The organism is Bifidobacterium subtile (genome assembly GCF_000741775.1).
Taxonomy (GTDB): Bacteria; Actinomycetota; Actinomycetes; order Actinomycetales; family Bifidobacteriaceae; genus Bifidobacterium; species Bifidobacterium subtile.
On the sequence record NZ_JGZR01000002.1, the window covers coordinates 13,117 to 38,229 of the forward strand.

Genomic DNA, 25,113 nt, shown 5'->3' on the forward strand with positions numbered 1-25,113 from the left:
TATGGACATCGGAAGTGAAGAATATCGCGGCTGGCTGCGCTTCGACCCGCGCACCAAGCTTTTCTACGTGCTGACGGTGGGGTGCTTCTGCCTGACGCTGCTGGGCGCAGACGCCTACTGGATACTGGTGGTGCGGTGTATGCTGGCAATCTCGCCGTTCCTGCTGCTGCTTGCCAACGGCCGGGTTCGCGGCGCGGTATTTTCCCTCATCGCAATAGTGGGATGCTTCCTCGTAGCGTCGTTCGTGCTGCCCTATGCTGGCGGCTTCATTGGATGGATGTTGTATGCCTCCACAGGCATCGTCACGCAGCTGCTGCCCAGCGCGATGACCGCTTACTGGCTGCTCTCCACCACCACGGCAAGCGAGCTGATAGCTGCGCTGCAACGCATGCATGTGCCGCAAAGCGTTACCATCTCGCTGGCGGTCATGTTTCGGTTCTTCCCGACGGCTGTTGCCGAACAGCGTTCGATCAACGATGCCATGATCATGCGCGGCGTGCGCTTCGGCGGCGGCAAGATGTCGGAGATCTTGGAATACCGTGTAATGCCGCTGATGACCAATTCTGTGCGCATAGCCGATGAGCTTAGCCAAGTGGCGCTCACGCGCGGACTCGGCGCTGGCAAGCGGCGTACGAGCATCGCCCGGATAGGGTTCCGTTTCTCCGATGCACTGGTATGGCTGCTATGTCTCGGCTGTTTCGCCGTGTGGGCGCTGACTTCTTTGGGAGTGCTGGCATGACGGCTCGGGATGCCGATAACGGCCTGCCCGGCATCGCTTCGGCTCCTCTTCGTGCGCAATCGCACGGCGATATGCAAGACTTTTCATCTGAGCAGGCGGGCGAGAATCTGCGCAATGGCGATATGCCGTCTGCAGGAAAGTCGATCCTCGCCTTCGACCACGTTTCCTTCGCTTACGGCGGGGGCTCGCATGCCGGAGTCCAGGACATCAGCGGCGGCATTGAAACCGGTGAGGTGATTCTGCTATGCGGCGACTCTGGCTGTGGCAAGACGACCATCACCAGACTGGCGAACGGCCTTGCGCCGCATTATTTCGAAGGCTCGCTCCAAGGCCATGTCGAAGTAGCTGGGAATGACAACGCGCATACCCCGCTGGCTCGAATCGCGCGTCGTGTCGGGTCGGTGTTTCAAAATCCTAAAAGCCAGTTCTTTACGCTGAACGTGACCGGTGAGCTGGCCTTTGCCTGTGAGAATTTCGAAATGTCTCCTGAGGATATTCGCAGCAGAATCGACGGAACCGCTGGCGATTTTCGTATTGAGTCGTTGCTTGACCGCGGCATTGCACAGATGAGCGGCGGCCAGAAGCAGCGAGTGGCCTGCGCCTCGGTCTCTACGGCGGAGCCGCAAGTGCTGGTGCTTGACGAGCCGAGCAGCAATCTCGACGCGCGTTCGATTGCTGATTTGCGGCAGATCGTGCGTCTGTGGAAGAAGCAGGGCAAGACGGTGCTTATCGCCGAACACCGGCTCTACTGGCTTGACGGTCTCATCGACCGCGCTTGGTACATAGCAGACGGTCGTATCGCACGCGAAATGAGCGCTGAACAGCTGCATGACCTTGATGTGCATGAGCGGCAGACCTTGGGCTTGAGACCGGTGACGGGCGAGCAGATCGTGCAGACCCTAGGCCTCACAGACCGACTGACCTCCTGCGACGAAACCAGCTGGGGAGCGCATAGCAAAGACGGAGCATACCGGATTTCCGATTTTTCGTACACGTATCAGGGACAGCGCGTTCCGGCTTTGCATATCGCGGGTGCAGAGCTGCCTCAGGGAATGGTCACGGCTGTCACCGGGTTCAACGGCGCAGGCAAAAGCACTTTCGCCCGCTGCCTGCAAGGTCTGGACAGACGATGCCACGGCACGCTTATCGCGCCGAGCGGCGAGCGGCTGAACCGAAAGCGTCGGCTGAAAGCCTGTTTTACGGTGCTGCAAGATGTGAACTGCGAGCTGTTCACCGAATCGGTGCTGTACGAAGTGCTGCTCGCGCAGCCGCAGGAGCGGCGTGATGCGGCCGTGGATATCTTGAAGCAGCTCGACTTGCAGACTTATGCTGACCGGCACCCGTTGTCGCTGTCCGGCGGCCAGAAGCAGCGTGTGGCCATCGCGGCCGCAGTCGCTTCCGAACGTCCGATCATTATTTTCGACGAGCCTACCAGCGGCTTGGACATGCGTCACATGGAGCAGGTCGCGGCGCTTATTCGCAGGCTCGCGGATATGGGGCGTACGGTGGTCGTAGTAACGCACGACGCGGAATTTGCGCTGGCCGCCTGCGACCGCAACATCACCATCAGCGGCGGCAGCATTCAAGACGCATACGATCTCAATGCCGAAGGCTCGCGCAAACTGGTCGAAGCGCTGGTCGCATGCGCCGAATGAGGCTGCTTATGCATCGGCTGTCATCATTATTCATGCCCGAGCATGACAGTCTCGTCAATGCGCGGTCGTCCAGTGCGATATCTGGAATCAACCTGTAGGGATTCGCGTGAACCAATTTCTGTACTAGCTGATCTCAACACAATTCCGGGAAATCGCGTTGCTGACTTGTTTCGATCTGTTTCAGACCCTGTTCGCAGCAATTCCTAGGAAAATCTGGCTAACGGTACGTCATAATCCATTCGACAAAGGATATGCGGGTATGTTCCTACAGCAGCGCGATGAGCTGGTCGGTGTGCTCCTGCGTGGTGGCCCAGCTGGTGCACAGGCGCATGATCGTATGCCCGTCGTCGACCTTGCGCATGAAGCCCATCTCCACGTCCTTCGACAGGCGTTCTATGGTGGCGGTGTCCATATTCACCATGATCTGATTCGTGGGGTTCTCGTAGGCCAGCTCGTAGCCCTTGGACACCAGCGCCTTGCGAATCTGATCGGCCTTGTCGTTGGCGTTCTGGGCAATGCTGAGATATAGCCCGTCGGTGAACAGCGTGTCGAACTGCAATCCGGTCAGCCAGCCCTTGGCGAGCAAGGCACCGTGCTGCTTGACCAGCGTCAGGAAATGCTTCGGGCTATTGCCTTTCGGGAAGACCACCGCCTCGCCGCACAGCGCCCCGACCTTGGTGCCGCCAATGTAGAACACGTCGGTGAGCCGGGCGATGTCTTCAAGCGTCACGTCGGTGCCTTCGGCGGTCAGACCATAGCCCAGCCGCGCCCCGTCGAGGAAGAAGGTCAGCTCATAGCGATGGCATACCTCGGCAAGCGCCTCAAGCTCCGCCTTGGAATACAGCGTGCCGTATTCGGTGGGATGCGATATGTACAGCGTGCCGGGGAAGACCATGTGCTCGTAGTTGCCGTCGGCGTAGAAATCCTTGCAATACTGGTCGAGTTCGTCGGCGTCCACCTTGCCGTCGTGCTCCGGCAGCGTGAGGACCTTATGGCCGGTATGTTCGATGGCTCCGGCCTCATGCACGTTGACATGCCCGCTGGTCGCGGCCACGACACCGGCATAAGGCGGTGTGACAGCGTCGATGACGGTCTGATTCGTCTGCGTGCCGCCTACCAGGAACCACACGTCAGCCTCGGGAGCATCGCACGCCTCGCGGATTTTCGCTGCCGCGCTTTCGCTGTAATGGTCGGATCCGTAGCCCGGCACCTGCTCCATGTTGGTTGCGGCGAGGCGTTCGAGTATGCGCGGGTGCGCGCCCTCGCTGTAATCGTTCGTGAATGAAAGCATGGCAGACTCCTTGGATCGGGTAATGCAGTGGCAAGCATTGTGTTAGCAGGCGCTGTGCTCACACGCATATGGCTTAATAGGCATATGCGGGTTATAAGGCACAGCGAAAACCGGCAAACAGCTGCGAGTCTATCGCGTGCGCCTCCCTACGGACGTAAGTCCGGCAGCCCGCAAGCTGCACAAGACAAAAGAGTGGCCCCGGAGACTGCGTCATCCGGGGCCACTCCGAGGAGGAACGCCCTGTGTTCCTGTGCCTGCTGCCGCGCCACGTCGCGCGACCTGTGTGTTTCATTCACTCAATCCACTCACCTGAGCCGGTTTCTGGCATCATCCTGATGCCTTATATCATTCGTCAGCACCATTCAATCACCAGCAATCACATCCGCGGCCCGGTTCCCAAACCGTACTGCCTCATTGCCGCCGTCGTCATGTTCTTCAATTATCTGTTGAAGGCGTTGCGTAGGGGCCCTCGGCATTCCTCAGGCTTTGCGCTTCATTGCAACCCATCGGCTAATCGACCGATTGCAACTCCGGCCTTCGCTTCATAGTATAGTGCGATCCTCGCCAAAAAGCCAGCAATCAATGCCTTGGAAACATAATGTTCAGTAGTGTTCCTGCACGGCTGTGTCAAACGCACAAGATCTGACATCAAAGCGGTTTGAATGTGCGATTCCGATTGATGTGAACATGGTTACCGAGAGCCCGGCGTGTCGCGATAAGTGCGCGTGGGAGCCAAGTTGGGAATGTGAGATTAAGGCTGTGTCAAACGAGACTTCTGCGACTCGCCGTATGCGCAAAGCATGAGAATCGTGTATAGTATCCATCTGTTGTGCGATTTCGCTAGCGGAGTCGACACTACATGGTGGCTATAGCTCAGTCGGTAGAGCACCTGATTGTGGTTCAGGAGGTCGCGCGTTCGAGCCGCGTTAGCCACCCCACTTGGGCCAGGTTCAAACCTTCGACCAAAGGAACCATCCTCGGTCCGGTCTGAACTTGGCCCTTCTGCTTCGCTTCGGCCGCCCAGTTCAGGGCGTTGCCCTGCACCTCGGGATCGCACAGCATGTCGAAGGGCTTCTGGAACTCGACCCTGACCCGTCGCTCGCCGTCTTCGTCGATGTAGATCCTGGTGAAAAGGATCACCGTTCGGGTCACGCCGGTATATTGCAATGTGCAGGAGAGTCAGAATCTGTCGTTCCATGGGTCAGGCGTGCACGTGCGCGGGCAACGCGGCCATGGAATCGTTCTTCTGTCTGCCAGAAGAAGAACGTACGTAACCAGCGTCTCCGCTGGCCCGACATCACCACGTTCAGACACATGATCATCCAGTGGATCGAGAGCACGCACAACAAGAGACGACAACACTCCCTGAGCAAGCTCACACTAGCGGAACACGAAACAGTACCTGCCATCAGCAACCAACTAAGGCATAACACAAACACAAGAAACACAGCCAACCAACCTCACAACAAACCCGTTTCCACTGCTAGGACGTCCACGCCCTTCACCGTAAGCTGGCGGAAACGGACGTGACGATCGTTTGTGAATCCGGTTCTTATGATTTACGACGTGCCTGACGTGTTTGCCTTGTCCGCGCCGCGGTGTGAGCGTGCGGGGAGTGTGGTGAGGAGGACGCCGCCGATGATGATGAGGCCGCCTGCGATTTGTGCGATGGTGATCGGTGTGCCGGTGGCGAGGGCCCCGAGGGCCGTGAACAGAGTGATGAGGTTGAGGAAGACACCAGCGCGGCCGGAGGAGACGACGCTGAGAGCGCGGTTCCACAGCACGTAGGAGCCACCGGAGGGGAAGATCGCGATGAACGCCAGCGACCACCATGCGGGGGTCGAATCCGGCAGAGCGACCCCCGCGAAGGGCGCGACGAAGGTGAGCCCGGCGACGATGAGCGCGGTTTGGATGGCGACCTGGGTGATGGGCGGTAGTCGTGGGCCTTTCCGGGCGGCAATCGTGTACGCCGTCCATACGACGATCACACCGAGCATGAGCAGATCTGCCGCGCTGAACGGCGTGGTGAGCAGGTGGGCAAGATCGCCGTGCGTGAGCACGACGAGCACGCCCAGCAGGGCCAAGGCGATGCCGACCCCACCACGCCACCCAACCCGCTCATGGAGCACGATGAGGGCAGTCAGAGCGATGAGCGCCGGGTTGGCCGCATTGATCAGCGAGGCGGCGAACGCGCTTGACGTGCGCAGCGCCGCGTAGAGCAGGAAGTTGTAGGCGAACAGACCGAGCAGTCCCTGCATGAGCAGGAACCGCCAGTGGTGCAGCACGGCCATCCAGTCGGGATGCTCGACGACCTTGGCGATCGCGACGAGTGGAACCAATGCGATCGTCCAACGCAGGAATACGATGCTGAACGGGCTCATGCCAGCGACCGCGACTTTACCGAACACGTAATTGCCGGCCCAGAACAAGGCCGCCGCAATCAGTGCCAGGTAGGCGCGTGCATGCGCATTCATTGTTCGCTGCCTGTCAGACGGTCGTACTTGGCGATCTTGCCCTCGACCGCGGTGATGGACGCATCGAGCTGTTTGCGGCGTCGAATCAGCTCGTCACGGTAGTCGGCAAGCAAGGCACGTCGACCCTGACGGCCCAGCCGACCTTGTTCGCGCAGCTTGTTGAACTGGAGAATCGTAGGGATCGGCACTCCCGCTTCACGCAGCCAGCGGGTGCAGGAGATCCGTTCCACGTCGAGGTCGCTATAGCGGCGGGCCCCACCCGATGTGCGACCGGCCGGGATGACCGCGCCAACATGCTCGTAGTAGCGCAGCGTGTCCGCTGGCACGCCCGTGCGCGCCGCCACTTGCCCAATCGACCAGCGAGGCTCCAACCAGGCGGGCGGCACCCCGTCAATCTCGCCCAACATACGCGTCGTGACAACCTTCATACCATCGAACATAGAACTTGAAGTCAACTTCAAGTCAAGAAACCGCGTGTCGACACCACCCCGGCCGGTCCGGAGCCGATCGTCACCGGACCCATCAGCGATGACGATCGAAGGACAGCTCCGGATCGTCGTCATCGGGGGCGTGGGCCGGCGACGAGCCTCTTAGCAGGATGGCCACCGTCCCTGCTCCGCGGCAGGTTGCGGGCGGCGACCGGCGGATTTTGCTGTCGTCGGCTCCTGGCAGCGCTCACGGAACTGTGTCTGCCGGGCGCGGTCCTGGCAGGTGATCGAGCAGTAGTGCCGGCCGCCGCAATCAGCCTCTCGTCGTCGGCGGCGCCTGGTCCTCGCGCCACTCTGCCCTTCATCCTCATCGCCCTGCCATGGACCGTGCGCAAATCCACGCAGCCCGGATTCGACTGGACCGGACTCGCGCTCGGCAGCCTCACCCTCGACCACGTCTCCTCACGGCTGGCCACCATGTTCCGGGACCAGGACTTTACCAGACTACCCATCGCCTTCGCCGGTCAACTCTTCATCCTCGAATCATTCAGCACGCTCGCCGCCTCCTTCTCATTCCTCGACCCCGACGGCTACACCGTGACCATGCACGACAAAGCCTGACCCGACCCACCGTCCTCCTAGCTCTTGCCAGCTGTCCTCATCGACAGCGCTGACAACGACGAACTCGTTCCCGGAGCCTCCTGCAAGACGCAACAGACTGAGCCGCGCGCACAGCAGTCTGGGCATCATCAGCCTCTCGAAGACCAATCCTGCGGGGCGCGGTGCGTACCTTCCGGGCATGAAGACTTCCACTGACTCCCGTTCTCGAGTCCACCTCTACGCGCTCATCGCCGCATCCCTCGCCCTCATGCTGCTGGCCGGGGTCGGCATCTACGGCCTGCCCGCCGGCCCCACGCCACCCGCCGCGCGCTCATCGGCAGCCACACCGCCCAGTACCGCGCCGACCGCACACGCCAACCCGTCGCCGACGGTGGCGAAGCCGTCGGCCGTGAAGGGATCGCGCAACCCAGACGTGTTCACCTGGGATACGACTGGGCGAGTTTTAGTGATTGTTGTAACGCTTGTTCTTTCGAGAGGGGGGACGGATGTCGCATTTTACGAGTACCGGGGGATTATCTATCCCAGGAGGGGCCTGATGTGCGCGGCGAAACGCGCTCGCTATATCGAAGTGTTGAACCAGGGGTTGAACTTCACCCAGGCGGCCAGCGCGGCCGGAGTATCCAAGCACACCGGCAAGGTATGGCGCAACGGGCGCACCAGGAGCACGGGAAGGAACGAGCACGCGTCGGTAGACTGGTATCGTAAGCCCAGACCCATCAGCTCGCGGTATCTGAGCCAGGTCGAACGCATCACGATGGCCAGTCGATCCGCGCGCCGGCCAGTCGATCCGCCCGATCGCCCGGCGTCTGGGTCGAAGCCCGTCGAGCATCAGCCGCGAGATCCGGCGCAACACGAATCCCGCCAACGGCAGCTACGAGCGGCGAGTTTTAGTGATCGTTGCAATTCCTGTTCTCCGTTGCCGCCGTGCTGCTCATCAATCCAGTTCTCGGAGCATGCGCCTTAGTTCTATGCGTTCCCATGGCACTGGCACCCATCGTGGCGAAGCGACCTGTAGATCTCGCGCGCCATGGCACAGCCGTGGCCATGGATATTCTGCATTACGGCGTATGGATTATCGGAGGATTGCTCATCATGCATGGCCGCATCACTCCTCAAGTGCTGAGCATGGTTGATACCGTCATCATCGTCGCAAACCAAGAAATCATGGACATCGGCTCTCCTGAGCAGGTTCATGCCTCAATCGAGAAACTCAATTTGATTATCGAACACTAGCCAAAGCAGCAACGGAAAAGATGGATGCTTGATCGGACTGCTTCCAGAGGCGAAGGCCCTTGTTCGGGGGCATATAGACGGGTCTCGCCGCCGCACACGCACAGACTTCAGGCGTTCCTGAACCGCACGGCGAAGAAGGGCCTGCACCGGCAGGTGCAGGTTCTTGCAGCAAACCCACGATCACTCGCCGGATCAAGGGCACATGCGACAGCAGACGCGACGGCAACGCCTTCCGGTCAGGCCTGCAAGTTTCGACCGGTCCGGGGAACGCCAGCACGGGGTCTGCGACACCGTAGCCGCGAAAGCGAATAGATAATGATGCCGGAATTGCATAGCAAGATTGACACCATGTCAACGAGGGCGTATGGTGATTTCGCAGTTGACATCGTGTCAACAGCTGTGGGTTGTCGTAGCGCTATCGCAGAGGGAGGGGGCTCATGCCTACGCAGACGTTCTTTGGTCTCGGCGCGGCTAAGCGCGAGCGCATCGAACAGGCGCTGCTGCATGAATTCTCATCCCATCCGCTATGTGAGGCGCAGGTGGCCAGGATCGTGCGTGACGCCGGCATTGCGCGCGGCGCCTTCTATGTTTACTTCGATGATTTGGACGACGCCTATCGGTGTGCGCTTGCCATCGCGTTGCGCGATATTCACGGCGGACTGATTGATGCTTTGCAGGACAGTCCCGACGATACTCTTGACGTCTTTTATCGGTACACCTCGGCAGTGGTGCATCAAATGACTTCCTCGCCTTATGCTGATCTGCTTCGGCTGCACTGGCAGATCAATGAGGACCAGCTCCAGGGCCACGATGAGGCTGCCGGCCTCAGGGGAAAAATGGGGGAGGGGCGGAGCGAAGTGGAACGGTTTTTCGGCGACCACCCGCTTATCATCGCTGGCCAACCGCTGCGCGACAGCGATGCGAACTGCGTCGCAGTCCGCATGCTCACGCAGGCCAGCCATTGCTGCGTGCGCGATGTACTTGCAGGCAAAACAGTCGGGAACGTCATGGCTGACTTCGCCATGCTGCTTCAAATCATGCGGGACGGGTTGCGATGCCGTGCCGGGAACTGCGCAGAGAGTCCTGTTGTCGAAAACGCTAATACGAAGGAGGCGACGGACTCATGTTCCTCGCACTTAAGGAAATGAAGCACAGTAAGCTGCGTTTCTCGCTTATCATCGTTATGATCGTGCTCATCAGCTACCTCATTTTCGTGCTCACCGCACTGGCGTACGGTCTGGCCGAATCAAACCGTCAGGCCATCGATTCCTGGCAGGCGCAATCCATCGCGCTCAACGCCGACGCAGACGGCGGGCTCACCCAATCCTCGCTCAGCCCCGCACAGACATCGGCGCTTGTCTCAGAGGGATCTGCTGCACGCATCGGGCAGCTTGCCGCAACTGTCGCTAAAGACTCTGGGCAGGACAAAACAACCGTTCAGATTCTCGGCATCCGGACTGATGAGTTCATTTACCGGCAATTGCGCATTGCTGATGGTCGCAAGGACTTCGATGAGCATAACGTAATCGCCGATTCAGGTTTGCGTAACGTCGGCTATCGATTAGGCGATACCATCACGGTCGGGTCGAGCAATGCTGAGTTCACCATCGTTGGATTCACCGACGGCGCCAAGCTGAGTGTAGCTCCCGTGATCTATATGCCCCTGGGCGCTTGGAGCCAGCTGAAATTTGGTTCCGGCTCTAATGGATTCACCGGCGCCTCGCCGGCTGAGGTGCCTGCTGCGAGTGCTGTCGTGTTCAATAACGCGCAGCATTCAACGACTCCGGATGGTGTGGAGCGCTTGACGATCGGCGATTTCATCCAGGAGCTTCCTGGCTATCGCGCGCAGAATCTCACGTTCCAATTTATGCTTGTGTTTCTGTTCATCATTACGCTGGTGATTGTCGCTGTGTTTCTTTATATCCTTACGATGCAAAAGATACCGAATTTCGCCGTACTCAAAATGCAAGGTATCCTCACGAGATACCTCATCCGCAATACCATTGCGCAGGCATTGCTCATCACTCTCATCGGCGTGGCTATCGGCGCGATCCTGACCGCGCTCACCGCGATATTCATTCCTCCTTCAGTGCCAATGAGTTTCAACGTCCCCTTGCTTGCGGCCGCAGGAGGGCTGCTGTTGATTATGTCGGCGATTGGTTCGTTGGCTTCGGTACACACCATCGCTCGTATCGATCCCATCGCCATTATGGAAGGCAATTGATATGAATACGACACTCAAGACAGTTGCTGGATCGGCCGGGCATGGCAAAACAGCTATTGAAATGAAAGCCATCTCCAAGGTCTACGGCAGTGCCGGCAATCAGACACAGGCGCTGCAGCACGTCGATTTCAGCGCCAGCTACGGGCAGCTCATCGCCGTTGTTGGGCCATCGGGATCTGGCAAAAGTACTTTTTTGGAGATCGCCGGCGGATTGCAGCCTCCCACTGCCGGCACCCTTGCCATCGACGGACATCCGTACCAAGGGCTTTCGGCTGGAAAGCGTGAAGAGCTGCGCCTCAATTCGATAGGGTTCGTGCTGCAGGCTTACAGCCTCGTCCCTTACCTAACTGTCGATGAGCAGTTCCAACTCGTGCGCAAAGTCAAGCGCACGCCGAATCTGGATCAGGACACCTTTGCCCGGGTGCTCAGCCGACTCGGGATCGATGCGTTGCTGAACAAATACCCTGAGTCCCTCTCCGGTGGGCAACGGCAACGTGTGGCGATCGCCCGATCGTTGTACGCCGATCCGAAAATTGTGCTGGCCGACGAGCCAACGGCTTCACTGGATAGCCCGCGCGCCTTCGAAGTCATGGAGATCTTCCGTGATCTGGCTCACTCGCTCGACAAGACCATTGTCGTCGTCACGCACGATACGCGCCTGGAGCGCTACGTGGATGCGCTGTACTCCATCACTGATGGTGTGATGCGCCGCGAAAGCATCTCGACGAAGACCGAAGGCTGAAGTTCGCTGTTGCTGCGTTGATATTGTCGTGTTCGAGGGCTTCGTCCCTGCCGCGGCCCAGCCTAGATGCAAGACGCGTTGGCACGAAATGGCAGCAGCCCGCAACAATGCCTGTGGAATTTCGTGAGAATCGTGACGTGGTTTGGCAGCTTGCGTCGCGCAGTTCAGACGTTCGGTCCAGCTGTCGCCTACGGCGTTTTCCACATACTGGCGCATAAGTTTCTTCGTCCGCAGCTGATGTGCTGGCGTCGGATACGAGGATTTGTGTGCAGCTGTTCCTTGTGATACGATAAACGCTTGTATGTGCCAATGGCATGCCTTATGTGATAGGCGTGGGCATTGGGATATCCCGACATCCGTTTGATCGCGCGCAGCAATGCGGCCGGCGAAAGGATGAAGGGCCATCGGGCCGGTGGACTGTGGCTATCTTTCGCGATTCGAAGTCGCTCGAGATGGGGCTGCAGCGCGGCGGCTTCACAAGAGACGAAATACATCATCTGAATCGGAGAGAATCAGTTGCCTACTATTGAACAACTCGTCCGCAAAGGACGCCAGGCAAAGCCGAAGAAGTCGAAGACTTTGGCAATGAAGGGGAGCCCGCTGCGCCGCGGCGTGTGCACCCGTGTATATACGACCACGCCGAAGAAGCCGAACTCGGCTCTGCGTAAGGTCGCCCGTGTGCGCCTGAGCACCGGCATCGAAGTCACCGCTTACATCCCGGGCGAGGGCCACAACCTGCAGGAGCACTCCATCGTGCTCGTGCGCGGCGGCCGTGTCAAGGATCTGCCGGGTGTGCGCTACCACATCGTGCGTGGCGCCCTTGATACGCAGGGTGTGAAAGATCGCAAGCAGGGACGTTCCCTGTACGGTGCAAAGAAGGCGAAGTAAGAGATATGTCACGTAAAGGACCCGCTAAGAAGCATCAGCTGCTGCCCGATCCGATCTACGGTTCGACCGTGGTGGCTCAGCTCATCAACAAGATTCTGCTCGACGGCAAGAAGGCCATCGCCGAGGACATCGTCTACACCGCCCTCGAACAGGTCAAGGACAAGACCGACCAGGAGCCGGTTGCCGTCTTGAAGCGTGCGCTGGACAACATCCGCCCGAGCCTTGAGGTGCGCTCCCGCCGAGTCGGCGGCGCGACCTACCAGGTCCCCGTCGAGGTCAAGCCTGTCCGCGCGAACGCTTTGTCGCTGCGTTGGCTGACTGATTTCTCCCGCAAGCGTCGCGAGAAGACCATGGCCGAGCGTCTCGCCAACGAGATCCTCGACGCCTCCAATGGCCTGGGCGCTTCGGTGAAGCGTCGCGAGGACACCCACAAGATGGCGGAAGCCAACAAGGCCTTCGCCCACTACCGCTGGTAATCCGTCCAAGAGCGAAAGCGTAAGGAAATACACATGGCACTAGATGTGCTCAACGACCTCAATGAGGTCCGCAACATCGGCATCATGGCTCATATCGATGCCGGTAAGACCACGACGACCGAGCGTATTCTGTTCTACACGGGCAAGAACTACAAGATCGGCGAGACCCACGACGGCGCTTCGACCATGGACTTCATGGCGCAGGAGCAGGAGCGCGGCATCACCATCCAGTCCGCCGCGACCACCTGCTTCTGGAATCGCCAGTCGCACGATCCCGAGCAGAAGTACCAGATCAACATCATCGACACCCCCGGCCACGTCGACTTCACCGCCGAGGTGGAGCGTTCGCTGCGCGTGCTCGATGGCGCCGTCGCCGTCTTCGACGGCAAGGAAGGCGTGGAGCCGCAGTCCGAGACCGTGTGGCGTCAGGCCGATAAGTACGGCGTGCCGCGCATCTGCTTCATCAACAAGATGGACAAGCTCGGCGCCGACTTCTACTACTCCGTAGACACCATCAAGTCCAAACTTGGCGCCACCCCGCTCGTCGTCCAGCTGCCGATCGGCGCTGAGAACGACTTCATGGGCGTCGTCGATCTGATCCGCATGAAGGCGTACGTCTGGAACGACGTCTCCGGCGATCTGGGCGCACACTACGACACCACCGACATCCCCGCCGATCTGCAGGCCAAGGCCGAGCAGTACCGCTCGGAGCTGCTCGACGCGGTCGCGGAATCCGACGAAGAGCTGCTCGAGAAGTATCTCGAGGAAGGCGAGCTGTCCGAAGCCGAAATCCGCTCCGGCATCCGCAAGCTCACCGTCGCTCGCGAAGCGTATCCGGTGCTGTGCGGCTCCGCATTCAAGGACAAGGGCGTGCAGCCGATGCTGGACGCGGTCGTCGACTATCTGCCGAGCCCCGAGGACGTGCCGTCCATCGTCGGCTTCGATCCGAAGGATGAGTCCATCGAGATTGACCGCAGGCCCGTCATCGAGGATCCTTTCTCGGCGCTGGTCTTCAAGATCTCGACCCATCCGTTCTACGGCAAGCTCGTGTTCGTGCGCGTCTACTCCGGCAGGGTCACGCCCGGCGACTCCATCTACGACTCCACCAAGGGCAAGAAGGAACGCGTCGGCAAGATCTTCCAGATGCACGCCGACAAGGAGAATCCGGTCGATTCGGCCGAGGCTGGCAACATCTACACCTTCGTGGGACTCAAGAACGTCACTACCGGCGATACGCTGTGCGATGAGAAGAACCAGATCTCCCTCGAATCGATGACCTTCCCCGATCCCGTAATCGAAGTGGCCGTCGAGCCCAAGACGAAGGCCGATCAGGAGAAGATGGGCCTGGCGCTGGCCAAGCTCGCTGAAGAGGATCCGACCTTCCAGGTCAAGACCGACGAAGAGTCGAGCCAGACCCTCATCTCCGGCATGGGCGAGCTGCAGCTCGACATCATCGTCGACCGCATGCGCCGCGAGTTCAAGGTCGACTGCAACGTCGGCAAGCCGCAGGTCGCCTATCGCGAGACGATCCGCAAGGCCGTCATGAATCAGGAATACACCCACAAGAAGCAGACCGGCGGCTCCGGCCAGTTCGCCAAGGTCCTGATGAACTTCGAGCCGCTGGACACCGAGTCCGGCGAAACCTACGAGTTCGAGAACAAGGTCACCGGCGGCCACATCACCAAGGAATTCATTCCTTCGATCGATGCGGGCGTGAAGGAAGCCATGGAATCCGGCATCCTCGCCGGCTTCCCCGTGGTAGGCGTCAAGGCGACCGTTACCGATGGCCAGATCCATGACGTCGACTCCTCGGAGATGGCGTTCAAGATCGCAGGCTCCATGGCGTTCAAGACCGCGGCCCCCAAGGCCAAGCCCGTCATCCTCGAGCCGATTATGGCTGTCGAGGTCCGTACTCCCGAGGAGTACATGGGCGAGGTCATGGGCGATCTGAACTCCCGCCGTGGCTCCATTCAGTCGATGAACGATGCCACTGGCGTCAAGGTCATCGACGCGAAGGTGCCGCTGAGCGAGATGTTCGGCTACATCGGCGATCTGCGTTCCAAGACGCAGGGCCGCGCGATGTTCACCATGCAGATGGATTCGTATGCGGAGGTCCCCAAGGCGGTCTCCGACGAGATCATCAAGGCCCAGCGCGGCGAGTGACACGCGAGGCTGCAGACGGTGCATCTGTCCCCAGTCGGCACTATGATTTTGTAGCGCTGACTGGGTTCGGGCACCGTTTATGGCAAGCGACCCAGAAACCCAGTAAAATGTAGCGGGTGCCTGGTGCTCAGGGCACAGGCAAACTACGAGACGTCCAGGAGGACAAAACATAATGGCAAAGCAAAAGTTCGAGCGCACCAAGCCGCACGTCAACATCGGCACCATCGGCCACGTTGACCACGGCAAGACGACCCTGACTGCGGCTATCTCCAAGGTGCTGCACGAAGAGTACCCCGATGTCAACCCGGAGTATGATTTCGCCCAGATCGACGCCGCTCCCGAAGAGCAGCAGCGCGGCATCACCATCAACATCGCCCACATCGAGTACCAGACCGAGAAGCGCCACTATGCGCACGTCGACTGCCCCGGCCACGCCGACTTCGTGAAGAACATGATCACCGGCGCCGCTCAGATGGATGGCGCGATCCTCGTGGTCGCCGCCACCGACGGCCCGATGGCCCAGACTCGCGAGCACGTGCTGCTCGCCCGTCAGGTTGGCGTTCCGAAGATCCTCGTCGCCCTGAACAAGTGCGATATGGTCGACGATGAAGAGCTCGTCGAGCTCGTCGAAGAAGAGGTCCGCGATCTGCTTGAGGAGAACGGCTTCGACCGCGACTGCCCGGTGATCCACACCTCCGCTTACGGTGCGCTGCACGACGACGCCCCGGATCACGAGAAGTGGGTCCAGTCCGTCAAGGATCTCATGGACGCCGTCGACGACTACATCCCGACTCCTGTCCACGACCTCGACAAGCCCTTCCTGATGCCGATCGAAGATGTCTTCACCATCTCCGGCCGCGGCACCGTGGTGACCGGTCGTGTCGAGCGCGGCAAGCTGCCGATCAACACCAACGTCGAGATCGTCGGCATTCGCGACACCCAGACCACCACCGTCACCTCCATCGAGACCTTCCACAAGCAGATGGACGAGGCTCAGGCTGGCGACAACACCGGTCTGCTGCTGCGCGGCATCAACCGCGAGCAGGTCGAGCGCGGCCAGGTCGTGGCTGCTCCGAAGTCCGTGACTCCGCACACCAATTTCGAGGGCGAAGTCTACGTGCTGACCAAGGATGAGGGCGGCCGTCACTCGCCGTTCTTCTCCAACTACCGTCCGCAGTTCTACTTCCGCACCACCGACGTCACCGGCGTCATCACGCTGCCGGAAGGCGTCGAGATGGTCCAGCCCGGCGACCACGCCACCTTCACCGTTGAGCTCATCCAGCCCATCGCCATGGAGGAAGGCCTGACCTTCGCCGTGCGCGAAGGCGGCCGCACCGTCGGCTCGGGTCGTGTCACCAAGATCCTCAAGTGAGCAATCCGCTGACGCAGCTGCGTTGATGCTGCCTGCATAGGCAACGAACGAAGGAATCCCCAAGGGCTTAGGCTCTTGGGGATTCTTGCATTGGGGGTTAAACGACAGGCATTATTGCTCAACCGAATGCGTGCCCAGTTAAGCAGAGAGTGAAGAGTCGATGCCATTGAACCGTCGAGTATAATTCACCCATTCGTAGAAACAGGTTAGACGGGAGATGGTATGAGCACGAATGACGAGAAACGGGTCCCTGGCATTGCCGCACAGGTCGAGCGTCTCGCAGAGCTTGGGGTCCCGACCCAGTTCGGTCTTAGCGAGAAATCCCTGCGCGATTTTGCTAATCAGCTTGATCGCTATCCGACCAAGGCGCTGATTGTTCCCTCAGGGAAACCGTCGAACTACTCCGCGCTGACGCAGTTGATTCAGTACAGGGGGAAGCGTGGATTTGTCGTCGTGGACTTTACCGACGCTGCTGATTACGAGGTGTTCGAAGGTTCGGATCAGCATGCTGTTCAGATGACTGAGAACGATTGGTATCTGCTCGTTGACCCGCAGCGTGGAGACGAGTTCGAGAGTGCTTCCCCGTCTGAGGCACTGGCTGAAGTAACCGCATCGAATCGAGTTGCCCTGTCGATTGTCGAAGGCTTGATGTTGGCAATCCAGGCACCCGGAATGCTGGAGCGGAACCATTGCTATATGACCATCGCATCCCGTAAAAAGAAGGCAAACGGCGGCTTTGACGCGCGGACTCCCGCGCTCTGGATCAGTAATGGAACCGGGCGCGATGCAGAAGAGAACGAGGACGCTCCGAAACTTGGCTGGTGTTGGTGGAACAACCGCCATACCTGGCTAGGCATCGCCCACGCAGACCGCCGCCAGTTCTAGTTGGGCAGCTCGCGAACTCATTGTGGCAACAAACTCGGTCCGTTGCCACAATGAGCATCGCTTCCAGCAGCGGCTTTGCGCATGCGGAAATTCTGCGGCAGGCAGTTATGGATATTGTTGTCAACGCGGCCGGCCGGGAGCGTTCGCGTTCCGAATCGGCAGGGCCACGCTGGAGGCATGGTCACGGTGCACGTTTTCACGCGGACATGGCTTTCGATGCTTTCGATGCTTTCGATAATCACTGCACAATGTGCTACGAAGATGAGGTCGTCGCTGCGTGAATGCTGTGTGTATAGGCACCGTGGCATAATAGCGAAGGCAAATTTTGACCCTGCCCATCAGATTGAAAATAGGTGACTTTACGTGGCACAAACAACCAATGACATCAAGAACGGTTCGGTTCTGAACCTGGACGGACAACTGTGGGCCGTCACCAAGTTCCAGCACGTCAAGCCCGGCAAGGGCCCGGCCTTCGTGCGCACCACCATCAAGAACGTGCTTTCGGGCAAGATCGTCGACAAGACCTTCAACGCCGGCATGAAAATGGAATTCGAGACGGTAGACAACCGCACGCTGCAGTACTCCTATGACGACGGCGACACTTTCGTGTTCATGGATATGACGACCTACGATCAGGTCAATATTCCTCATGAGCTCGTCGGCGATCAGGCCAAGTACATGCTCGAGGGCACGGACTGCATCGTGAGCTTCCATGACGGCACGCCGTTGAGCGTCGAGCTGCCGGCATCGGTTATCCTCACCATCACGCACACCGAACCCGGCGTGCAGGGCAATCGCTCGAACGCGGGCACGAAGCCGGCGACGGTGGAGACCGGCGCCGAGATTCAGGTGCCGCTGTTCGTGGGCGAAGGCGAGAAGGTGAAAGTCGATACGCGCGACGGCTCCTATCTGGGCCGCGAGAACTAAGGCGGGACGAGTCCATGGCACGTTCCACTGCTCGCAAGAGAGCGCTGAACACGCTGTACGAGGCTGATGAGAAGGGACAGGATTTCCTGTCCCTTCTTGCTGAGCGCATCGCGCAGCCCGGGGCGCAGACTCCTCTGCCCGATTACGCCATCGAGATCGTGCGCGGGGTGGCCGATAGCCGCGCGACCATCGATCGGGCGCTTGACGAGCACTCCACCGGCTGGAAGATACGCCGCATGGCCGTGGTCGATCGCAACATCCTTCGTATCGCCGCTTGGGAGATTCTGCGCAACGACGAAGTCCCCGACAAGGTGGCCATCGACGAGGCGCTGAGTTTGGCCCGAACATTGAGCGATGACGATTCCCTGTCCTTCATCCACGGACTGCTCAGCGCGCTGTGTGCCGACAAGGAACAGTATCCCGTCCGTAATGAGGACGATAAGGCAGAGGCAGCCGATGCATCCGAGAGCGATGAGTCGTCCGAAAATGACGAAGCGGCGGAGTCGGATGCGGAAGATGCAGCGAATGAACCAGCGCAGTCCGAAGGCAGCGTACCTGATGCCAATGCCCTGCAGCCTGTAGTTTCCGGCGACCAGCCTCAGCAGGGCAGCGATCGGGAAGCCTCGGAGCAAGAAACCGCGGCACAGGAAATCTCAGCGCAATCGCAGGATGCTATACCTTCTTCTCAAATGGATCCCGGTGTGAGCAACACGACAGAATAAGGCAACCGACAGCGGCGAATGGCCGGGCCGCGAGTCCCAACCGGCCACTAATCTTGAGTTCCGATACGAATTCGAGGGAAAAGGGGTTTTGGTGAACCAGAACGATTCCGTGGCCAGCAGTTTTACGCCATCCGATGCCGTGCTCGTGCTTGAAGATGGGCAAGTATATGTCGGCGATCCGTACGGCGCAGTCGGCTCGACCTGCGCTGAGATCGTCTTCTCGACCAGCATGACCGGGTATCAGGAGACGCTCACCGATCCCAGCTACGACCGGCAGATCGTCGTGCAGACCTTCCCGCACATCGGCGACACCGGTGTGAACGGCGAAGACCCTGAATCCTCGCGCATCTGGGTCGCCGGCTACGTCGTACGCGAGCCAAGCCCCAATGTGAGCAATTGGAGGGCTTCGAGCAGTCTTGATGACGATCTCGCCGCCCAGGACATCGTCGGCATCTGCCGCATTGATACAAGGAAGCTGGTGCGTCATCTGCGCTCCGCAGGTGTGATGCGGGCCGGCATCTTCTCCGGCGATACGCTCAAGGATTCGGCGACCGGCACGTTGCGCAGCGTCGACTCGCTGCTTGCGCAGGTCAGGCAGACCCCGCAGATGAAAGGCCTGAGCCTCTATGACGAGGTCAGTACCGAAGAGCGCTACACCATCGAGCCTGCTGGGGAATTCGAAGGCAAGGAGCCGCTTTTCACTGTCGCCGCGGTGGATCTGGGCATTAAGGGCATGACCCCGCACCGTCTGGCCGAGCGCGGCTGCCGCGTGCATGTCGTGCCTTCGACCGTCACCTTCGAGCAGATCGAGGCACTGCATCCCGATGGCGTCTTCTTCTCCAATGGCCCGGGAGACCCTGAACAGTCCGACCCGGTGGTCGAACTGCTGCGCAAGGTTCTGAAAGCCGGATACCCCTTCTTCGGCATCTGCTTCGGCAACCAGCTGTTTGGCCGTGCGCTGGGCTTCGGCACCTACAAGCTCAAATTCGGGCATCGCGGCTCGAACCGGCCGGTCAAGGACATGACCACCGGCAAGGTCGAGATCACCACGCAGAACCACGGCTTTGCCGTCGACGCGCCAATCGGCGAAACGGTGCCATCGCCCTACGGAAACGGCGAATTCGGCCGGGTCTTCGTTTCGCATATCGACCTCAACGATGACGTGGTCGAAGGCCTGCAGTGCCTCGACATCCCAGCGTTCTCCGTGCAATACCATCCCGAGGCGGCGGCGGGTCCGCATGACGCCGCCTATCTCTTCGACCGTTTCGTGGACCTCATGGCCTCCGCCAAGAAAGGTGAACTCCTCAATGCCTAAGCGCACCGACATCTCATCCGTCATGGTCATCGGCTCCGGCCCGATCGTCATCGGGCAGGCCGCCGAGTTCGATTACTCAGGAACTCAGGCATGCCGCGTCCTGCGCGAGGAGGGCATCAGGGTCATTCTGGTTAACTCCAACCCCGCGACCATCATGACCGACCCCGAAATGGCGGACGCCACCTACATCGAGCCGATCGCCACGCCGATTCTCGAACGCATCATCGCCAAGGAGCGCCCGGATGCGCTGCTGCCGACCCTCGGCGGCCAGACCGCGCTGAATGCGGCCATAGCCCTGGGCGAAGCCGGCGTCCTCAAGAAGTACGACGTTGAGCTGATCGGCGCTTCGCTTGAGGCGATCAACCGCGGCGAGGACCGCGAGCAGTTCAAGAAGGTCGTGGACAAAGCCGGCGGCGAATCCGCCCGCTCGGATGTCGCCCACACTCTCGAAGAGGTGGATCGCATCGTCGACGAGCTCGGCTACCCGGTGGTCGTGCGCCCCAGCTTCACGATGGGCGGCCTCGGCTCCGGCATCGCGCATGATATCGAGGAGCTGCACCGCATCGCGGGAGCCGGCATCCACTATTCGCCGACCAACGAGGTCCTCGTCGAAGAGGGCATCGAAGGCTGGAAAGAATACGAACTCGAGCTCATGCGCGACAAGAACGACAACGTCGTGGTCGTGTGCCCGATCGAAAACGTGGATCCGGTCGGCGTGCACACCGGCGACTCCATCACCGTCGCGCCCGTATTCACCCTGACCGACCGCGAATACCAGCGCATGCGCGATATCGGCATCGCCATCATCCGCGGCGTCGGCGTGGAAACCGGCGGCTGCAACATCCAGTTCGCCGTGAACCCGGAGAACGGCCGCATCATCGTCATCGAGATGAACCCGCGCGTCTCGCGCTCGTCGGCGCTGGCTTCGAAGGCCACCGGCTTCCCGATCGCCAAGATCGCCGCCAAGTTGGCGCTGGGCTACACGCTTGACGAGATCCGCAACGACATCACCCAGTCGACTCCGGCCAGCTTCGAGCCAACCATCGACTATGTAGTCACCAAGGTGCCGCGCTTTGCCTTCGAGAAATTCCCGGGCGCCGATCCGCTGCTCACTACATCGATGAAATCGGTCGGCGAAGCCATGGCCTTGGCCGGCAACTTCCAGGAATCCCTAGGCAAGGCGCTGCGCTCGATCGATAAGCGCCACCTTGGTTTCAGCTGGGATGGCGAACGCCCGGGCGCCGATGAGGTCGGCAAACTGCTTGAGCAGATGTCCACGCCGACCGAGAACCGCTATCTGCAGGTGCAGCGCGCCTTGTGGGGCGGGGCCAGCGAACAGCAGATCTTCGACGCGACCAAGATCGATCCGTGGTTCGTGAGGCAGTTGGCGCTCATCAACCAGACCGCCATGGAGGTGCGCGAGGCCGAGACGCTTGACGCCAGATTGCTCAAGAAGGCCAAGCTGGCAGGTCTGTCTGATCTGCAGATTGCGCATTTGAGAAACCTCGGCGACGAGGGCGAGAACACGATTCGCGAGCTGCGCTGGAACTACGGCCTGCGGCCGGTCTACAAGACCGTCGACACCTGCGCCGCCGAATTCGACGCGCTCACGCCGTACTACTACTCCTGCTACGCCGACGAAAGCGAGCTGCGCGAGCGCACGCGCGAAGCCGTGATCATCCTCGGTTCCGGCCCGAACCGCATCGGCCAGGGCATCGAGTTCGACTACACCTGCGTGCATGCGGTGCAGGAGCTGGGCAAGAACTACGACACCATCATGGTCAACTGCAATCCGGAGACCGTCTCGACCGATTACGACATGTCGGACCGGCTGTACTTCGAGCCGCTGACCTTCGAAGACGTGATGGAGATCTACGCGGCCGAGAAGAAGATGGGCCCGGTCAAGGGCGTCATCGTGCAGCTCGGCGGGCAGACTCCGCTCTCGCTGGCCGCGCGCCTGAAGGCCGCTGGCGTGCCGATCTTGGGCACCTCGCCTGAAAGCATCGACTTGGCGGAGAACCGCGAGCTCTTCGGTGAGGTTCTGCGCCGCGAGCACCTGAACGCGCCGCGCTACGGCACTGCGCTGAGCTTGGACGAGGCGCGGACTGCCGCCCATGAGATCGGCTACCCGGTGCTGGTGCGGCCCAGCTACGTGCTTGGCGGCCGCGGCATGGAAATCGTGTACGACGATACGCAGCTTGAGAAGTATGTCGACCGTGCGCTCGACGAGGCCAAGGCCGATACCGTGGTGTCGGGCCGGCTGCCGTCGCCGCTGCTCATCGACAAATTCCTGCAGGACGCCATCGAAATCGACGTCGATGCGCTGTACGACGGCGATGAGCTGTACATCGGCGGCATCATGGAGCATGTCGAGGAGGCCGGCGTGCATTCCGGCGATGCGGCCTGCACGCTGCCGCCGAGCACGCTGTCCGACGATCAGATGCGCCGTCTGCGCGAGGCCACGCTGGCCATCGCGCAAGGCTGCGGCGTGCGCGGGCTCATCAACGTGCAATACGCCTTCATGGCGAACACGCTGTACGTGATCGAAGCCAATCCGCGCGCTTCGCGCACTGTGCCCTTCGCGTCTAAGGCGACCGGCGTGGCGCTGGCCAAGGCCGCCGCACGCATCGTCGTGGGGGAGAGCATCGCCCAGCAGCGCGCCAACGGCCTGCTGCTGCCCAAAGGCGACGGCGGCATCATTCGCCCCGGCCAGCAGGTGGCCGTCAAGGAATCCGTACTGCCCTTCAAGCGCTTCCGCACTCCGGTGGGCAAAACCGTCGACGTGCTGCTCGGGCCGGAGATGCGTTCGACCGGCGAGGTCATGGGCTTCGATCGCGACTTCCCGCATGCTTTCGCCAAGAGCCAGCTGGCAGCCTATGCAGGCGGCCTGCCGACTTCAGGCAACGTGTTCCTGTCGGTCAACGATACCGACAAGCGTCAGCTGCCGCTGATGGCCGTGCGCCTGATCGAGTTCGGCTTCACCATTTGGGCCACCGAAGGCACCGCTTCGGTGCTGCGCCGCTACGGCATCGAGTCGAAGATCGTCGACAAGATCTCGACCCGCGTGGACACGGCCGCTGACGCTCCCGTTCCGATCGAGCACGCCGACGGCAGCGTGGGCAAGAATGTCGTGGACCTCATCGAGGATGGCACCATCGATATGATTCTCAACACCCCGAACTCGCGCGGCTCGCGTTCCGACGGCTATTCGATTCGCGCGGCCGCTATTGCCGCAGATCTGCCGCAGTTCACGACCATGACCGAGTTCTCGGCCGTGCTTATGGCGATCGAAGCGGTGAAGAAAAACGATTACCAGATCATGAGCATACAGGAGCATGCCCGTCAGCTCTTCGCCATGGAAAGGCAGTGATATCTGATGACCGAACGCCCCAGCCAAACGGAGATGCTTGCGAAGCGCTGTGATTTCGGAGTGCGACTTGGCAATTCGATGGCGAAGTACGGACCTTTGTGCATCGGCATCGATCCGCACCGCAAGATTCTCACCAACTGGGGCTACAACGTGGATGCTGATGGCGCCGAGATGTTCTCGATGCGCATGCTGCAGGCGTCGCGCGGCCGGGCTGCGGCGGTCAAATTCCAGACGTCGATGTTTGAGCGCTACGGCTCCAAAGGGTTTGCGGCCTTGGAGCGCGTGCTGTACGCCGCACGCCAGATGGGTATCATCACCATCGTCGACTGCCTGCGAGGCGGGCTGCCGACGACCATCTCCGCGCTGTCGGATGCTTATTTCAAGAAGGATTCGCCGATGCTGGCGGATGCGATCACCTTGCTGCCCTATTATGGGGCGCGTTCGATCAGCCCGCTGGTCGAAGAGGCGCTCGACAACGGCCGTGGCGTATTCGTAGCCTCGCTCACTTCGAATCAGGAGGGCGCGAGCCTGCAGACCGCCATCCGGCAGCGGGGCGAATACAAAGGCGAGACGGTGGCTTATGGCATCGCAAGCTGCGCTCAGAAATTCAATGAGGGCTGCGAAGGCATGGGTTCCGTCGGTCTTATCGTTGGCGCGACCATCGGCCAGTGGATGGACGAAAGCGGCGTGGATCCGTCCAGCTTCTCCGGTCCTATCCTTTCTCCCGGATACGGCTGGCAGGGCGCTGATGCCAAAGATCTCAAAACCGTGTTCAAAGGGACCAAAGGCAATGTGCTGATGACGGTGTCGCGCTTCATCGCCTCGCACAGCGCCGATATCTCCCAGCTGTCGCAGGCAACCGAATCCATTTCCCTGGATATACGTCAGGCATTGCTGGAGGCGACCGAGGAGAGGCAGGACGATGACCACGAGAACTGATGATGCTGATACGAAGGCTCAGTCCTGCGCTCATCATGCTGACCATAAGGGCCGGCTCATCGTCTTGACCGGGCCGACAGCCGTGGGCAAAGGCACGGTTGAGGCCGAGCTTCGAGCGCATCATCCCGAAGTCTGGGTATCCGTCTCCGCCACCACGCGCGCACCGAGACCCGGCGAGGTCGACGGACGCACTTATTGGTTCATGAGCGAAGCGGAATTCCTCGCCAAGGAAGCGCAAGGCTGGTTCCTGGAAACGGCGGTTGTGCACAATATGGCGCATTACGGCACGCCGCTTCAACCGGTACTCGATCATATCGCAGACAACACGCCGACGATCCTGGAAATCGATCTGCAAGGAGCTCGGCGCGTCAAAGACAGGGCCGGCGACATGGGGCTTGACGTCGTGTATGTGTTCATAGCGCCGCCAAGCTATGACGAATTAGTGCGGCGCCTGATCGGCCGGGGGACCGAGAACGAGGAGCAGCGTCGCAAGCGACTTGAAACCGCGAAACTCGAGCTGGCTTCGGAGAGCGAATTCGACGTGACCATCGTCAACAACACCGTCGAACAGTGCGCCGAAGACCTCTGGGCCATCATCGCCAAGGAATACGGGCTGGAATAGTAGCTGCCAGCGGCTGGTTTGGCAGGT

General features: G+C 60.3%; 22 protein-coding genes, 1 tRNA gene and 1 pseudogene. 21 read left to right on the forward strand and 3 right to left on the reverse strand.

Annotated features, from left to right (window positions below; translation table 11 throughout):
- Position 1 precedes the first annotated feature (1 nt).
- Both BISU_RS01105 and BISU_RS01110 read left to right on the forward strand, forming a co-directional pair.
- Entirely contained in the window at positions 2 to 739 is a 738-nt protein-coding gene (locus BISU_RS01105; RefSeq protein ID WP_024463686.1) for an energy-coupling factor transporter transmembrane component T, read from the forward strand.
- Positions 736 to 2,394, forward strand: a complete 1,659-nt coding sequence (locus BISU_RS01110) for an ABC transporter ATP-binding protein (protein WP_226839151.1) — start codon at positions 736 to 738, stop codon at positions 2,392 to 2,394. Before BISU_RS01105 ends, BISU_RS01110 begins: the two co-directional genes overlap by 4 nt.
- 265 nt (positions 2,395 to 2,659) lie before the next feature.
- On the opposite strand, the gene BISU_RS01115 is transcribed toward BISU_RS01110, so the two are convergent.
- Positions 2,660 to 3,685, reverse strand: coding sequence for a threonine aldolase family protein (locus BISU_RS01115; protein ID WP_024463688.1), 1,026 nt, complete (start codon positions 3,683 to 3,685; stop codon positions 2,660 to 2,662).
- An 862-nt stretch (positions 3,686 to 4,547) separates the two neighbouring features.
- On the opposite strand from BISU_RS01115, the gene BISU_RS01120 reads away from it, so the two are divergent.
- Positions 4,548 to 4,623, forward strand: a tRNA-His gene (locus tag BISU_RS01120).
- 621 nt (positions 4,624 to 5,244) lie between these two features.
- Here BISU_RS01120 and BISU_RS01125 read toward each other — a convergent pair.
- Entirely contained in the window at positions 5,245 to 6,159 is a 915-nt protein-coding gene (locus BISU_RS01125; protein WP_024463689.1) for a DMT family transporter, read from the reverse strand.
- On the reverse strand, positions 6,156 to 6,587 hold the full coding sequence (locus tag BISU_RS01130; RefSeq protein ID WP_161787746.1) for a MerR family transcriptional regulator: 432 nt from the start codon (positions 6,585 to 6,587) through the stop codon (positions 6,156 to 6,158). Before BISU_RS01130 ends, BISU_RS01125 begins: the two co-directional genes overlap by 4 nt.
- A gap of 297 nt (positions 6,588 to 6,884) precedes the next feature.
- Here BISU_RS01130 and BISU_RS01135 point away from each other — a divergent pair, with 297 nt between their 5' ends.
- The 18 genes and pseudogenes from BISU_RS01135 to gmk all read left to right on the forward strand — a co-directional run bounded on the left by BISU_RS01135 (position 6,885) and on the right by gmk (position 25,086).
- Positions 6,885 to 7,208 carry a hypothetical protein gene (locus BISU_RS01135; protein ID WP_024463691.1) on the forward strand — a complete coding sequence of 108 codons (324 nt, stop codon included), beginning with the start codon at positions 6,885 to 6,887 and terminating at the stop codon, positions 7,206 to 7,208.
- Between the two features lie 535 nt (positions 7,209 to 7,743).
- Positions 7,744 to 8,086: pseudogene (locus BISU_RS13055) on the forward strand (helix-turn-helix domain-containing protein); the annotation flags it as partial.
- A gap of 100 nt (positions 8,087 to 8,186) precedes the next feature.
- Entirely contained in the window at positions 8,187 to 8,441 is a 255-nt protein-coding gene (locus BISU_RS13060; protein WP_024463692.1) for a hypothetical protein, read from the forward strand.
- Positions 8,442 to 8,878: 437 nt separating this feature from the next.
- The gene (locus tag BISU_RS12365) at positions 8,879 to 9,589 is read left to right on the forward strand and encodes a TetR/AcrR family transcriptional regulator (RefSeq protein WP_051246116.1); all 711 of its coding nucleotides are present in this window, start codon (positions 8,879 to 8,881) and stop codon (positions 9,587 to 9,589) included.
- Positions 9,565 to 10,665: an ABC transporter permease gene (locus BISU_RS01150; RefSeq protein WP_024463693.1), complete on the forward strand. Its 1,101-nt coding sequence runs from the start codon at positions 9,565 to 9,567 to the stop codon at positions 10,663 to 10,665. The genes BISU_RS12365 and BISU_RS01150 overlap by 25 nt, the downstream gene beginning before the upstream one ends.
- 1 nt (position 10,666) lies before the next feature.
- Positions 10,667 to 11,407: an ABC transporter ATP-binding protein gene (locus BISU_RS01155; RefSeq protein WP_024463694.1), complete on the forward strand. Its 741-nt coding sequence runs from the start codon at positions 10,667 to 10,669 to the stop codon at positions 11,405 to 11,407.
- Positions 11,408 to 11,923: 516 nt separating this feature from the next.
- Positions 11,924 to 12,295, forward strand: a complete 372-nt coding sequence (gene rpsL / locus BISU_RS01160; RefSeq protein ID WP_024463695.1) for a 30S ribosomal protein S12 — start codon at positions 11,924 to 11,926, stop codon at positions 12,293 to 12,295.
- 5 nt (positions 12,296 to 12,300) lie between these two features.
- On the forward strand, positions 12,301 to 12,771 hold the full coding sequence (gene rpsG, locus BISU_RS01165; protein WP_024463696.1) for a 30S ribosomal protein S7: 471 nt from the start codon (positions 12,301 to 12,303) through the stop codon (positions 12,769 to 12,771).
- A gap of 33 nt (positions 12,772 to 12,804) precedes the next feature.
- Positions 12,805 to 14,934 carry an elongation factor G gene (gene fusA / locus BISU_RS01170; protein ID WP_024463697.1) on the forward strand — a complete coding sequence of 710 codons (2,130 nt, stop codon included), beginning with the start codon at positions 12,805 to 12,807 and terminating at the stop codon, positions 14,932 to 14,934.
- Positions 14,935 to 15,106: 172 nt separating this feature from the next.
- Positions 15,107 to 16,306, forward strand: a complete 1,200-nt coding sequence (gene tuf / locus BISU_RS01175; protein WP_024463698.1) for an elongation factor Tu — start codon at positions 15,107 to 15,109, stop codon at positions 16,304 to 16,306.
- Between the two features lie 222 nt (positions 16,307 to 16,528).
- Positions 16,529 to 17,191 carry a DUF5701 family protein gene (locus tag BISU_RS01180; protein ID WP_024463699.1) on the forward strand — a complete coding sequence of 221 codons (663 nt, stop codon included), beginning with the start codon at positions 16,529 to 16,531 and terminating at the stop codon, positions 17,189 to 17,191.
- Positions 17,192 to 17,241: 50 nt separating this feature from the next.
- Complete coding sequence (locus BISU_RS01185) at positions 17,242 to 17,472, forward strand: hypothetical protein (RefSeq protein ID WP_024463700.1); 231 nt, start codon at positions 17,242 to 17,244, stop codon at positions 17,470 to 17,472.
- Between the two features lie 82 nt (positions 17,473 to 17,554).
- The gene (gene efp, locus BISU_RS01190; RefSeq protein WP_024463701.1) at positions 17,555 to 18,118 is read left to right on the forward strand and encodes an elongation factor P; all 564 of its coding nucleotides are present in this window, start codon (positions 17,555 to 17,557) and stop codon (positions 18,116 to 18,118) included.
- A 14-nt stretch (positions 18,119 to 18,132) separates the two neighbouring features.
- Positions 18,133 to 18,840 (forward strand): transcription antitermination factor NusB, encoded by a 708-nt coding sequence (gene nusB / locus BISU_RS11875; protein WP_024463702.1) that lies wholly within the window; start codon positions 18,133 to 18,135, stop codon positions 18,838 to 18,840.
- A gap of 91 nt (positions 18,841 to 18,931) precedes the next feature.
- Positions 18,932 to 20,155 carry a glutamine-hydrolyzing carbamoyl-phosphate synthase small subunit gene (gene carA / locus BISU_RS01200; protein ID WP_024463703.1) on the forward strand — a complete coding sequence of 408 codons (1,224 nt, stop codon included), beginning with the start codon at positions 18,932 to 18,934 and terminating at the stop codon, positions 20,153 to 20,155.
- Positions 20,148 to 23,525 carry a carbamoyl-phosphate synthase large subunit gene (carB, locus tag BISU_RS01205; RefSeq protein ID WP_024463704.1) on the forward strand — a complete coding sequence of 1,126 codons (3,378 nt, stop codon included), beginning with the start codon at positions 20,148 to 20,150 and terminating at the stop codon, positions 23,523 to 23,525. Before carA ends, carB begins: the two co-directional genes overlap by 8 nt.
- A gap of 6 nt (positions 23,526 to 23,531) precedes the next feature.
- Entirely contained in the window at positions 23,532 to 24,464 is a 933-nt protein-coding gene (gene pyrF, locus BISU_RS01210; RefSeq protein WP_024463705.1) for an orotidine-5'-phosphate decarboxylase, read from the forward strand.
- A complete protein-coding gene (gmk, locus tag BISU_RS01215; protein ID WP_024463706.1) occupies positions 24,448 to 25,086 on the forward strand; it encodes a guanylate kinase in 639 nt (212 codons plus the stop codon). The genes pyrF and gmk overlap by 17 nt, the downstream gene beginning before the upstream one ends.
- Positions 25,087 to 25,113 lie beyond the last annotated feature (27 nt).